The 14,416-nt window shown below is 39.4% G+C and carries 6 protein-coding genes; 3 read left to right on the forward strand and 3 right to left on the reverse strand.

The window, feature by feature from the left end; all coding sequences use genetic code 11:
- Window positions 1–33: 33 nt before the first annotated feature.
- The 3 genes from ABJN95_RS10030 (at window position 34) to ABJN95_RS10040 (ending at window position 10,640) form a co-directional block, all read left to right on the forward strand.
- Window positions 34–813, forward strand: coding sequence for a polysaccharide biosynthesis/export family protein (locus ABJN95_RS10030; RefSeq protein WP_348370259.1), 780 nt, complete (start codon window positions 34–36; stop codon window positions 811–813).
- Between the two features lie 27 nt (window positions 814–840).
- The gene (locus ABJN95_RS10035) at window positions 841–3,210 is read left to right on the forward strand and encodes a polysaccharide biosynthesis tyrosine autokinase (RefSeq protein WP_348370260.1); all 2,370 of its coding nucleotides are present in this window, start codon (window positions 841–843) and stop codon (window positions 3,208–3,210) included.
- Window positions 3,211–3,653: 443 nt separating this feature from the next.
- Window positions 3,654–10,640: a malectin domain-containing carbohydrate-binding protein gene (locus ABJN95_RS10040; RefSeq protein WP_348370261.1), complete on the forward strand. Its 6,987-nt coding sequence runs from the start codon at window positions 3,654–3,656 to the stop codon at window positions 10,638–10,640.
- 57 nt (window positions 10,641–10,697) lie between these two features.
- Here the strand turns inward: ABJN95_RS10040 and ABJN95_RS10045 are convergent, their stop codons facing one another.
- The 3 genes from ABJN95_RS10045 to ABJN95_RS10055 form a co-directional block, all read right to left on the reverse strand.
- Window positions 10,698–11,438: a CpsB/CapC family capsule biosynthesis tyrosine phosphatase gene (locus ABJN95_RS10045; RefSeq protein WP_348370262.1), complete on the reverse strand. Its 741-nt coding sequence runs from the start codon at window positions 11,436–11,438 to the stop codon at window positions 10,698–10,700.
- A 135-nt stretch (window positions 11,439–11,573) separates the two neighbouring features.
- Window positions 11,574–13,805 carry a TonB-dependent receptor gene (locus ABJN95_RS10050; RefSeq protein ID WP_348370263.1) on the reverse strand — a complete coding sequence of 744 codons (2,232 nt, stop codon included), beginning with the start codon at window positions 13,803–13,805 and terminating at the stop codon, window positions 11,574–11,576.
- Window positions 13,806–13,947: 142 nt separating this feature from the next.
- Entirely contained in the window at window positions 13,948–14,412 is a 465-nt protein-coding gene (locus ABJN95_RS10055; RefSeq protein ID WP_348370264.1) for a hypothetical protein, read from the reverse strand.
- Window positions 14,413–14,416 lie beyond the last annotated feature (4 nt).

A 14,416-nucleotide genomic window follows, 5' to 3' on the forward strand; every position in this document is an offset into this window, starting at 1 on the left:
CACTAATATTGCACAAAATAACACTATATAACTATGACTAAAATTGGCAAATTTTTTGTTAAGATATTTTCATTTTTGACAATATCTGTTTTTCTTTTATCCTCTTGTGCATCAAAAAAAGAGGTGGTGTATTTTCAGAATACAGGTAGCTTTGAAACCTTAGTTGATAAAAATAGTTTTACCCCAAAATTTAAAGTTGATGACTTGATAAGTATTCATGTATCAACGCTAAATAGTGAGGCAAGTGCGCCTTTCAATCTTTTTAGAGGAGCTTCAGAAGGTGGTATTCGTCCAGAGCAAGTAGATTATTTAATCGACAAAGAAGGGGAAATAGATTTTCCGGTGATTGGGAAAATAAAAATATCAGGACTCTCGTCAGAAGAAGTTAGAGCGTTATTGCGTGATAAGCTTTCAGAGTACCTTAAGGAACCCATAATAAATATTAGGCTTAAAAATTTCACAGTTACTATTTTGGGCGAGGTGAATCGACCTGGTACATACCCAGTTAACGGAGAACGTATTACCATTCTTGAGGCCCTTGGTTTAGCTTCTGACCTTACGGTTAAGGGAATTAGAGAAAATGTTATGGTAATTCGTGATTTTGACGGTACTAAGGTCTATACAAGAATTGATCTTACCAAAAAGGAAGCCATGAGTTCGCCGGTTTACTATTTGACTCAAAATGACGTAGTATACGTTGAGCCCAATCAATCAGCAATTACAGCTTCAAGTCTTGATAACAGGGCTACCATAGCTGTTTCCATAGCCTCTATTTTAATAACTTCTACGGTGTTATTAATTACTAGAAATTAGTAGTCTAAATTTTAAGTAAAACGTGTAATGAAATCGAATCCTCAGACACCTACGAGCGATAGTAGTGAATTGAAAGAAGTTATTTCCGAGTATACAAAATATTGGAAATGGTTTGTTCTTTCCTCTATTTTTGCTTTAATCCTGGCATCTATTTATATTCGATATGCAACACCGCAGTATGCCGCTGCTGCCAAGATTCAAATTTTGGAAGAGAAAAATTCAGGAACAGGATTGGAATTATTTTCTGATGTACTTGGCGGCGGAAAAAACAAGGTAATAGATGAAATTGAATTAATTGGCTCTCGTTCGAATTTTATCGAGGTTGTCAAAGAGCTTAAGCTGAATACCAGAATCCAAGTTATGGGTAATGTTATCAGCACTGAATTGTACAATGAGCCACCGATAAATTTGAGTTTTATTGCGGAAGACTCAACTATTAATAATGCAAATTTTGATTTTTACGTAACGCTTTCCTCATCTACAACATTCGGTTATAGCGAAGAGGAAGACAAACCTGTTAAGGTATACTCCTTTGGTAAAAATATCTCCTCTGAGGTCGGCGATATTGTCATTACGCCAAATATTGGAAGTTTTGAAAAGTACAAGGATAAAAAGTTAATGGTTTCGATACGACCTGTGGAGTTCGTTGCCCTAGGCTATAAAACAGCCATGGTTATTAGCAATACTGATGAGAAATCTAATATTGTCGATATCCGCTTGGAGGATCCAATCAAGGAAAAAGCAATTAATATTGTTAATACTTTGATCCGCATTTATAATGAAAACGCCATAGAAGATAAACAGATCATTGCAGACAAAACATCCAAATTTATAAATGATAGAATCGCTGATATTTCAGGTAGCTTATCGACCGTAGACCAGTCTGCTCAAGATTTTAAAACTGAAAAGGGGGTTACCGATATTCCGGTTGAAACGAACATCAATTTAAGTGCTGGTGTGGCTAATCAACAAGAGCTTGCAGCGGCAAGAAATCAGTTGAACATGGCAGCTTCTATGAGTAGTCTCGTAGAGTCTCAAAATGGCTTTGAAGTACTTCCAGCGAACTTGGGTGACCCCGCCACCAATAGCGCGATAGCACAGTATAACCAGTTGGTTTCGGAACGAAAGCGTCTGCTGAAAAGTTCAAATGAGAAAAACCCTATTATTGTCAATTTAGACCAGCAATTAAATGGCTTGAAGAATAGTTTGTCGTCAAGCTTAAAAAGTAGCGTTGATAATTTGAGCTTAACTGTGAATTCCTTAAGCGGTCAACAAGCAAGGTTCAATTCTAAAATCTATTCCTCTCCTAAAAATGAGCGGGCATTACGAGATATTACGAGAAAACAACAAACTACAGAAGAGCTTTACTTATACTTACTTACCAAAAGGGAGGAAGCTCAAATTCAAGTGGCATCCCAGGCTCCTAAATCAAAAACCATTGATAGTGGGTATAGTATCAGTAGATTCCCAGTATCTCCTAAAAAAAATGTGGTCTATTTGGCATCTTTGATTCTTGGCTTATTAATTCCATTTTCAATAATTTATGGCAGAGATTTACTCGATAATAAGGTTCACAATATGAACAGTCTCGAGAAGATTACAACAGATACACCGGTGCTGGGTGAAATACCAAAATTAACTGGGAAAGAAGAAAAACTGGTCATTAAGGAAGACCGATCTGTTTTGGCCGAATCTTTACGAATAATACGAACAAACCTTGACTACTTGATAAAGTCCAAGACCAATAGCGGGGAAAGAAATAATGTGATATTTGTTACCTCAAGTGTACCTGGAGAGGGTAAGACGTTCTTATCCACCAATTTGTCAATGATTCTCGCAAGTACAAACAAAAAAGTTCTATTAATTGGAGCTGATATTAGAAATCCAAAGATCTATACTTTCTTTACCGGTAGCAATGTAGACAAAATGTCAAAACCCAGCAGAAATAAAGATGCTGGATTAACCGAATATTTATACGACAACACACTTACTACGAAAGATATAATCAACCCGATGTTGGTGCATCATAATACGATAGACGTGGTCTATTCAGGTAGAATACCTCCAAACCCTGCAGAATTGTTAATGAGTGATCGTATGAAAGAACTTTTTGATGAAGTCTCTGAGCGCTATGATTATGTAATTGTAGATACTGCGCCATTAATGGTAGTAACCGACACCTTATTAATAAGTCAATATGCAAATCATTTGATTTACGTAATACGGGCAGGTGTAACAGAGAACAAAGCCGTTGGATACCCCCTTAAACTACAATCGGAAGAAAAGATCAAGGGTCTTTGCTTTGTAGTAAATGATGTAAAAAATTCGGAGTTGGGTTACGGAGGAAAGTACGGGTATGGGTATGGCAAGTCACAAAAGAAATGGTGGAGATTCTGATTTGAATCAAAAAGCCGCTAAAAAGACTAGAAGCAAATTCTGATTTTTAGCTGCATTTTATTGCCTTTACCCAATTTGAAATCTTGTATATCGTCATATTTGACCGTACTGCTTATGTAAAAAAAGCTTCGTAGCCTTGGTCTGTTTTTTCGGGCATATATTTTATTAAGCTCCCTGTTATTTTCACCATTTTGAGGTTTTGTGAAAACTTATAGCGATTAGGTTTAACATCTCATAATTAATCTACATTTCCTAGTACAAAGTTTATATACTATCGACAAAATGTAGATATACCGATACGAGTTGCGTTTTATCGATTAACCCCTTGTTTTAGACGAAAAGCATTAGGGTATTTCCCCCATTAGTTGTTATTAAATTATCTTTACAGTCCAAACCGACCTGAACTGAATTGAACAAAATTTTGCCATTAACTAAGCATTGCTATGAAAAAAAACTACGATTCACTTCTTTATCCTGGTTTGAAATCTTTGAATTTACCTTTTAAAAAGACCAAATCACTTTCTTTTGTTTTTGTTCTTTTATTCTTACTAAATACAACTCTTTCGTATAGTCAATTTCCTGACTCTTTTGCCAAAGTTGAATTGGCTAGCGGGCTTTCTAATACCACATCTTTTGAATTTGCCCCCGACGGAAGAATTTTTATTTTAGATAGGTATGGTGAAATCTTGATTTATGATTCCAATTTAGGTTTCGTGCAATCTGCAGGAACGATAGATGTATTTCATGAACAGGAAGATGGTTTGTTGGCAATAGAGTTCGACCCGAATTTTGGTTCAAACAACTTCATTTATCTCTACTATTCACCAAATGGAGTGGCAGAAATAAGTAGAGTTTCTAGGTTTACCTTAACCGGTGGAGCAACCCTTGACAACTCATCTGAAGTAATCATGATGGAGTGGGGTACTGACCGTAGTTCCAAATATCATTCTGGCGGTGATATGGCTTTTGACTCTAGCGGTAATTTGTATATCTCTACCGGAGACAATACAACCTACCCAGATACCTATACGGCCATAGCTTTACAAAATACAGATACACCTACCAATAGAGATCATAGTGCCGAAAAGTCTTCCTCCAATACCAATGCTTTTATGGGGAAGATTCTTAGGATTACTCCTCAAGCAAATGGTACATACACAATACCTACTGGTAACTTATTTCCTGGTGGTGCTGGTGGACTTCCTGAAATATATGTGATGGGGGCTAGAAACCCATACCGAATCTTTGTTGACAAAGATCGTAATGATTGGCTTTTTTGGGGGGAAGTCGGACCCGATGCCTCCGTAGCTAGTGCTCGTGGCCCAATTGGGATGGACGAACTGAATTTAACAAAACAAGCTGGGAACTACGGATGGCCTTATTTTTCAGGAAAAGATAATTTACCGTACCAAGTTGTTTACAATGGCTCACCTCCATTCTATAATGATGCATTGGCACCAGTAAATACTTCTATTTTTAATACCGGAGCAACAAACCTACCTCCAGCCGAACCTGCGCTGCTGTCTTTTGGAGGCTTTTCTAAATGTTTAATGGCTGGGTTTCGATATGAGTATGACGCTGGTTTAACCGATCAGCAAAGGCTGCCCATAGAATTTGACGATGCCTATTTCTTTTTTGATTTTAATCTGAGTCGTATTTATGTAATCAACTTAGATGCCAGCGGCAATGTTGTGCAAAATATAGGTAATGAAACCTCTTTTAATAATGTTCCTCAATTTGGTCCTTCTACTTTTCCTAGTTCTACCGAAGGTTTTATTGATATGGAACTCGGTCCGGATGGTAAAATGTATATTTTAGCCTATGGGGTGCCATGTTGTAGCAGCGATGCCGGCCCGTCAGGAAAGCTATATCGCGTTGACTATACGGGTATTACTACCAATAGTCCACCAGTAATACAACTCAGTGCCACCCCAACGAATGGAGATTTGCCTTTAATGGTAAATTTTTCCACCGCGGGAACCACAGACCCTGATGGTGATTCGCCATTGACCTATGAATGGGATTTTGATAGTGATGGAAATATTGATTCTACCGATCCAAACCCAACTCATACCTATACTACGGCAGGAACGTTTAATGCGCAGGTAAGGGTTAGCGATGGTAACCCTGTCAACGGACTGAGTATAAAAAATGTCACAATTTACGCCGGAAATAACCTGGCTACTTTTACCATTAATTCTCCCGTAGTCGGTGGGCTCTTCAATTGGGGCGATGATTTAAATATTGATATTGTTACAATTGATGAGGCACTAACGGTTGACTGTAATAATGTTGTTTTAGTGCCCGGATTTGGACATTTAAACCACGTTCACCCTGAGCCTTCAACAAACGCATGTCCCCAACTGCTAAGGGTTGAGGCCGATGATAATCATGGTATTGATGGGGAACTTGATATTTTTGGTTCCATTTCGCTAGAATACACTGATGGTGGAGGTTTGGTATCAAGAGATTTAATTACACTTCATCCAAAAAGAAAAGAAGCTGAATTTTTTAGTACACAAAGTGGTACAACCGTTATACCTAACAATGACCCCTTAGAAGGTGGGTTGTCAGCTTTAAGAGTGAGCAATGGAAGCTTTATGTCGTTAGACGGGCGTAATCTACTAAATATTAATGCCGTTAAATATCGTGTTGCAGCAACCAATGGCGGTGGAAGCATAGAATTACGTGTTGGAAGTACTGTTGGTCCGGTCTTGGCAACTACAAATGTACCTGCAACTGGCGGCCCTGGATCATGGGTATATCTAGAATCACCAATCACAGATCCGGGTGGGTTAAACGATTTGTATTTTGTTTTTAATGGTTCGGGATCCGATATTTTTGATTTGGATTACATAGAATTTTTGGGAGATGGTGTTTCTATAGATAACACCCCACCAATAGTTGAACGTGTAAGTGTTGTCAATACTACCACAGTTGCGGTAAAATTTTCAGAATATTTGAACCAGTCTAGCGCTGAAACCTTGGCAAATTATGCCATAGACAATGGAATAAACATTTCGTCTGCAGATCTGCAAGTTGATGATAGAACTGTTTATCTTACCACAAATCAACTAAGCTCGGGCATTAGTTACCTATTAACCGTTCAAAATGTTGAAAACACATCTGGCTTAGGTATTAGCTCAGACACCTATCCATTCTCTATTCTTGATGGCATTCGCATCAACGCGGGAGGACCAGAATTTGTTGCTGGAGGAGAGACCTTCATTGCTGATAACTTTAACGTTGGAGGTTCAACGTTTAGTACAACGGAAGCTATAGAGGGAACGACAGATGATGCATTGTATCAAACAGAACGCTTTGGTGCAGCTGGTAGTTTTGGGTATGAAATACCTGTAGGATCGGCAGGAGAATATGATATTAGATTGCATTTTGCTGAAATATTTTATGGTTTGCCAGGAGGTGGGTCAAGCGGAGGACAGGGTTCACGTGTATTCAATGTAAGCATTGAGGGCAATCAAGTGCTTACGAATTTCGACATCCTCAGCGAAGTTGCTCCTGCAACCGCTTTAACTGAGGAATTTAATAATATTCAGATTAATGATGGGGCTGTTTCTATTCAGTTCACAGGTATTGTAGAGAGCCCGAAGGTAAGTGCTATTGAGATTTTACCTCCTAATACCTTCGATGAAACATCGAATGATGCGGACATTACGATAACTTCACCATCAAATGGATGGGATGTTAATCAGCCATTCGAAGTGGCATTTAGACTCGAAAACTGGACTATTCTAGAAGGTGATACCCATGTGCATTATTACATTGATGACATGATGATAGGTCCGCACTACAATTACGAGCCAATAACTATTGATAATTTAAGTCTTGGTAGTCATACGATTAAGATTGAGCTGTTTAACCCCGATCATACAGCAACCGGAATTTTCGATGAGGTAACGGTAAATGTTACGGGGGCTATAAGCTGTAATACAACGCCATTTCCTGATCAATGGGGAGTAAAACAATTGGAAACTTCCTCACTTTCGCAAGTATCAGTGTATACTTTTGCAGATTTTGATTTTGACGGCGATGGCTTGAAAGATATTGTTACTGGCGGCTGGTGGTATAAAAATCCAGGAACGATTCAAGGAAATTGGGTGCGTAGTACAATTGGTACCGATTTCGACAATGTTGTTTGGGTATATGATTTCGATGAAGATGGTGATCTCGATCTTTTAGGTACCACAGATGATGGCAATAGTCCGCTTGGTTATCAAGGTTCTGATCTAGTATGGGCTCAAAATAATGGTTCTGGTAATTTTACCGTGTTTACAAATATCCCTTCGGGAAATACGACCTATAATGAACCATTTCTAGCTGGTATTGCTGGCGGAGTATTTTCTATTGGAGGACCATATCAAATGGCTATCAATTGGAACGGTGCTGAATCATCTGGCTCGCCAATGCAAATGTTGACTCCGACCGCCGACCCTACAACAGGAACATGGTCTTTGGTTGATATTGCTGGGGCAGTATCTACTGGAGAGGACCTTCAAGTTGGCGATATAGATCAAGATAATGACTTAGACCTTTTTCAAGGTACCAACTGGATACGCAATAATGGCGGCACATGGGAAACGATTTCTACAGGTATCTCATACGTAACGACGGCCGATAGAGCACAATTGGCAGATTTTGATCGCGATGGTGACTTAGATGCGGTTGTTGGTCAATTAGGTTTCGGTGCAGGTTCAAATCCCGCGAGATATGAATTTGCGTGGTGGGAAGCTCCAGCAGACCCCACACAGCCGTGGACCAAAAGAATATTAGATCCAGATGTTCGAGGTAGTTTGAGCGTTTTCGCTACAGATTTTGATTTTGATGGAGATAAAGACATCGTCGTAGGAGAGTGGTTAGGTCAGTATCGACTGATCGTTTTTGAAAACGACCTTTGTGACAGTGGTGATTTTATTAAACGAGTCATTAATGATGGCATATCAGGGCAAGAACATCATGATGGCGCGAGAGTAACTGATGTAGATAACGATGGCGATTTAGACGTAGTCTCAAACGGGTGGTTCGTTGGTTCCGAAATACGTAATTTCCCAAGAATTTATGAAAATACTACAGCACCCGTGGCCGATGAAGAGCCAATAGTAGACGCTGGTCCTGATCAAAGTGTACTACCAGACACCGCTACCTTAAATGGTTCGGCCAGTGATCCTGACGGGGGTGCTATTGTTACTTATTTATGGACGCAAGAAAGTGGTCCAAATACAGCTACTTTATCTGGCGAAAATACCGCAACTTTGACTGCAAGTGGTTTGGTAGAAGGGGTGTATGTTTTTAGGTTGACAGCTACTGATGATGAGACTGATACCGGTTTTGACGAGGCTACCATTACAGTTTCGAATCAAGCTGCAGCCATACGAATTAATTCGGGCGGACCGTCGTACAATTTCAACACAATCAGTTGGTCAGAAGACCAGTATTTCAATGCTGGTACTATTGTTGAAAACCCGATTGCCATTGCCAACACTGAAAACGATCAATTGTACCAAACCGAACGTTTTCACACAGGACCCTTGGTATATGAAATACCGGTTACGAATGGTGAGCATAATGTAAATCTGCATTTTGCTGAAATTTTTTACGGAGTTCCTGGTGCTGGATCTAGCGGCGGAGTTGGGTCTCGAATTTTTAACGTTGATATAGAAGGTGGTGAAGGAACGCTCAATAATTATGATATTATTGCTGCCGCTGGAGGAAGCGCCACGGCTATTGTTGAAAACTTCACCAACATTACAGTAAATGATGGTAGTTTGACCATAACCTTAACTGGTGTTACCGAATTTCCAAAAATATCAGGTATCGAAGTGGTTGTTCCGGGAAGCAGTAATGCACCCGTGGTCTTCGCAGGCGATGATCGCACGATAACGCTACCAAACAACAGTTTGACTTTAGATGGTTCTGCTACCGACCCAGACGGGGGAGCGATTGTTTCCTATACGTGGACTCAGGTAAGCGGACCGTCTACAGCTACCTTTAGCAATATGACTGAGGCCGATCCTGATGTCAGCGACTTAGTCGAGGGAGATTATGTTTTCCGTCTTGAGGCTACTGATGATGAAATGGATACTGGTAGTGATCAGGTAACCATAACGGTTGCTAGTGAACCATCTAGTTTACTGATTAATTCAGGTGGACCTGCCTTTACTTTTAATGCTGAAGAATGGACTGCAGACCAGTACTTTTTGGGAGGGTCAACCTTTGAAAATGCAATTGCTATAGCCAATACAGAAAATGATCAATTGTATCAAACAGAGCGTTTTCACACTTCTGGCACCTTGGTGTATGAGATTCCAGTTGTAAACGGAAACTATAATGTTGATCTGCATTTTGCTGAATTGTTCTATGGTGTTGGTGGTCAAACTGGAGGAGTTGGATCTAGAGTGTTCAATATTCAGGTGGAAAATCAACCACAAATAAGCAATTATGACATTGTTGCAACTGCTGGAGGCAGTGCAACCGCTGTAATCGAAAGCTTGATGAGTGTTCCGGTCACTGATGGTATGCTTACCATTACGTTAACATCGGTTGTAGAATTTCCAAAAATATCAGGTATTGGAGTATTCGAAACAAGACCACCAGATGTAAATGCGGGCCCTGATCAGAATATTACCTTACCCATCAATATGGCTGTACTCAATGGAACAGCTACAGATCCTGATGGTGGTATGCTCACATACCAATGGACGCAGGAAAGTGGGCCAAGTACAGCTACTTTAACGGGCGCTGACACGGCTGATCTGACCGCAAGTGATCTTATTGAGGGAGAATATGTTTTCAGACTATCCGTAACGGATGACGAAGGCGAGACCGCTTTTGATGATGCAACTATTACCATTTTACCAGAAGGTGGAATGAGTGATACACCGGTTGCTGTAGCTGAAGCCACCCCGCTTTCAGGAGGAGCACCCCTATTAGTCACATTTACGGGTAGCAATTCTACAGATAATGTGGGTATCGCTTCCTATATGTGGGATTTTGGAGATGGAATGACTTCTACTGATGCAGATCCAGAGCACATCTACACGGTACCGGGTACTTATAATGTTGTACTCACCGTTACAGATGATGGTGGCTTAACAGATACCGATACGCTAACCATTACAGTCTCTGAAGACCCAACTGGTAAAATGGACATTATCTTACAAAGTAACCCTCCGAATCCTGCAGATGGTTTTGCCAATATACAGGTCATAAATCAACCAGCTGACCTTACGGTAATGAATATTACCTTACATGATGTTGGTGGAAGATATATTAGCGGTTACTTGGCCGAAGAGATAGGGCAAAATGGTATATACAGTGTACCGGTTGCAACGCTCGGTAATGGCATATACTTTATTAGAGTAGCAATGAGTCAAGGAGAAACAACGCTAATAAAATTGTTGGTACGAAATTAAGACACTTAAATAACCAATTGCATTCAGAAGGTTCATTTATTTAAATGGACCTTCTTTTTATTTGAATTGAGCTATAGTATCTGCTATGATGGGTATAAGTTGAGCTTCGGTTTTCTTTTTGATGCTCAATTCTTTAAGCGAATTCAACTGATTCATATTATGAACATCCGAACCAATAAAGTCAATCATACCTTCTTCCAGTAGCTTGAAAGCAACTTTTTGTACTTCTTTACTATAGAATTCTCCCAACGAAAGCATATTAAGTTGAAACTGTATTCCTTGCTTTTTATAGTCCCCATATTTACGGGGCCTTCCATGCAAAAAATTATAGCGTTCAGGATGCGCCAATACGGGAAAGTATCGGTTGCTAGTTATGGCAGAAATAGACTTGTCAAAGTTTATTGGTCTTTGCAAATAACTCATTTCTACAAGCAAATGTTGATCGTGCAAAGGCATGACTTTCTTTTGCTCAAGAATCGTTTCAAAGTTATCATCTATCATGTGTTCAGCTGAAGCTTTGATGTTAATACCTGTTATTTTGCTCTTTTCGAGCCCTTCGGTAAGTAGTTGCAAAGAAGCGTTTATGGTGTCGGGGGTATTGTCATGATAGTTATGCATGATGTGGGGTGTTGCAACGAAATCATGTACCCCAAAATCTGAAAATCCTTTTATTAGGCTTATCGAATCGTCTAAGGTTTGTGCCCCGTCGTCAATACCGGGAAGAATATGATTATGTATATCGATGAACCCTTCTAGAAGGTCAATTAAATACCTTTTTTTAGTAAAAAAATTTACCATTGAAATTAGCTTGGTCTGCAAAAATACTATAATGTTTACATTAATTATGCCATTTTCATGTATGAAACAAAATAAAACCGTTCACGATTGCGTGAACGGTTTAGAAAACGATGTTGGCTTAGCTAATTGCGTTGCTTAGAACGAAACAGATATTTTACCCCTAAGGAAAAAGGGCGTTCCTGGGGTTAGGTGAATTTCTTCAAAAGAAGTGAGCTCATTCAATAATCTACTTTCGGTAGCAAATTGAGTTTCATTCCACTCCTGATCAAATAAGTTCTCAACAATCAAACCAAAAGTCCAATTATTCCAGGCGTAGTTAAGATTAAGGTCAGTAATGAAGTAACCTTCGGCGACGATCGAATTATCTTCGTTTGCCGGCCGATCTTTAATAAAACGATAATTAATCCCTCCTGAAAAATTACCAAGATCTCTAAATGAAAGCCCGCCAGAAGAAGTTAGGTCAGGAGCTAATGGAATAAAGTCTTGGCCCTCTGGTTCTTCACTGCTTCTGGCATAAGTATAGTTGATATCTCCATTGGCATATAACCAATCGGTCAGTTGATAGCGCAGTCCGAAATCAACGCCATAGCGTTGCGTTTTGCCACTAGGTTCTACAATGGCGGCGTCTCCTACATAGACAAATTCTTGCTCCAGAAAAAGACTCCAAAGCGCAGCGTTGACGACCAACTTTTTTGACGGCTTGATAATTGCCCCTAAATCTGCAGAATAGGCAGCAGGGAGAATATCTTCGCCGCTATTGGCCACAACAACCCTAGTATCATTTGAGTGATACCCAATTCCTGTTTTTCCAAAGATTTGTAAATTCGGTGAAGCGGCATAAATAACATTCAACTTCGGCCCAACAAACACTTTGTTCTCGCTTTTACTATCATAAGTTTCCGAGAGTAGATTTACATAATCAAATTTGAAATAATCCAATCGAAGGCCAGGGTTGATAGTCCATTTGTTCTTCTTATAGGTAAGATTAAAGAATCCGTAGCCATTCAGTTCATCGACATTGCCATAGGCGAGTCTTTCTAACAATTCTTGCCTATTTCTGGTTCGAGATAACTGTACATCGTTAATATCATCGTATCTAAAACCTAGTCCGGTTTCATAACGCAATTGAGAATCGTGATCGCCTACATGAATAGAATGCTCATAAACTGTTTCAGCACCAATTATAGTACGATCTTCTTTTTGCCGTATTTGATCAGCATTGACAGGGTCTTCCAAGAAGAATGTGAAATTGGAAAACAATTCAAAATCATATTTCGAAATAAACGCTTTCGACTTTACTATAGAGTGCTCATCTAATTGCTTGCTGTGATTTACCCAAAAATTGGAGCGACTTGTATTGCCACCCTCGGTATCGTCGATAGCACCGAATCTGGTAATCAACCCTTGGTCAATCGCACGTTGCGGTACTTGCCCAGAAGCATCCCATTTACTTTGAAAATGAGAAATTGAAAGACTGAGCTCTTGATCTTCGTGATTATTGAAGTTGTATCTTCCCAGTAAGTTCAAACGATTAAAATTTTGTGGAGATTCAAAGGCACCATCTGTGAGTACCAATTCGGAAGCTACATAGGCGTTGCTATTGTCTCCTTCGGTTATTTTGAACATTCCGACTGTGCGAATCGTATTGAACATTCCGGCTTCAAGTGACAATTGATTATCATCAATACGCGACTTGGTTTTTAGATCCACATATCCGGCGGTATTAAAATTTCCTTTATTCGCATAGTAAGCACCTTTTCCAAAGTCAATATTATCAATGGTTTCAGGAATGATAAAGTGCATATCGGCATATCCTTGGCCATGGGCATGGGATACCATGTTAACCGGTAAGCCGTCAACATCTATGGTAATATCAGTTCCATGGTCAATATCGAATCCCCTAAGGAAAATCTGTTCGGCTTTACCACCGCCAGCATGTTGCCCGATAATCAACCCGGGAACTTTTCTAAGAATTTCCTGAGATGATTTTACAGGGTTCGCCTTAACATCAATATTAACTAATTGACTTAATGCATTCACTTTTGATACGATAACCACTTGATCTAACGATACCGCAGATTCTACAAGAGTTATGTTTATAGTAGCGTCTAACTGGTTTTCGGTAATGGTAATTTCCTGAGTTTTAAAACCCAGGTTATTGATAATGATTAAATCTCCAACAGATATATCATCAAGTTCAAAATAACCTGCAACATTGGTATAGGTGTAACCACCGGTAGTTTTATTATAAACACCAACGCCGTCTAGTGGAATATTATCTTGGTCGACTACTGTACCGCTTAGTTCATGCGCACTAATAGTCGCAGTAAAACCAAAGCATACAAGATATAGTATAAAATTCTTCATTTTATTGTTTTTGTGTGATTGTGAACATCCTATAAAAATGTGCGCATAGCCAGTAGCGACTATGTCAGATGCTCAATTTTATTTGATATTAGGTTAGAGGGTATAGGCACCCAAAGAGCGCGTGCTGGTATATTTTGACGCTCTAGATAAGGTAGTATTGTGGAGGCTCTTTCAACCTTGATAAATATCCTGTTTCTGATTTTTCTAGAGCCATCCAAAATTTTTGTAAGAGGCGAAAATTAAACTCCTTTTGGAGGTGATACTGATATGTAGTAATATGTTTATCTATTTTAATTTGGGTTAACACCGAATCGTCAGATCCATCATTTTCATCGGAAGCCGCAAACAAAGAATCAATAAAGTCAATTAATAGGTGCTCATGTTGCAGCGTATCAATCTGATAGTCATTGTGGCTGTGTGATTCATGCGCCAAGGTTGCAGACTTATGAGACATGATATAGTCAGGAGTTTCCAATGCATGCGAAACTTCATGAAAAACGCTATTAATTTGTTGGTGCAGCGGATTCATCAAATAGCAAATGCCGATCAGCAATGCTAGTCGTTGAACAATAAGTGGCTTTAAACCTTTTAAGAATCCTTTTTGCATATGA

It is taken from the genome of Maribacter sp., from assembly GCF_039974175.1.
GTDB lineage: Bacteria > Bacteroidota > Bacteroidia > Flavobacteriales > Flavobacteriaceae > Maribacter_C.

Coding starts and splice junctions, on each gene's coding strand:
- ABJN95_RS10030 (WP_348370259.1), top strand. CDS start 34: ATGACTAAAATTGGCAAATTTTTTGTTAAGATATTTTCATTTTTGACA.
- ABJN95_RS10035 (WP_348370260.1), top strand. CDS start 841: ATGAAATCGAATCCTCAGACACCTACGAGCGATAGTAGTGAATTGAAA.
- ABJN95_RS10040 (WP_348370261.1), top strand. CDS start 3,654: ATGAAAAAAAACTACGATTCACTTCTTTATCCTGGTTTGAAATCTTTG.
- ABJN95_RS10045 (WP_348370262.1), bottom strand. CDS start 11,438: ATGGTAAATTTTTTTACTAAAAAAAGGTATTTAATTGACCTTCTAGAA.
- ABJN95_RS10050 (WP_348370263.1), bottom strand. CDS start 13,805: ATGAAGAATTTTATACTATATCTTGTATGCTTTGGTTTTACTGCGACT.
- ABJN95_RS10055 (WP_348370264.1), bottom strand. CDS start 14,412: ATGCAAAAAGGATTCTTAAAAGGTTTAAAGCCACTTATTGTTCAACGA.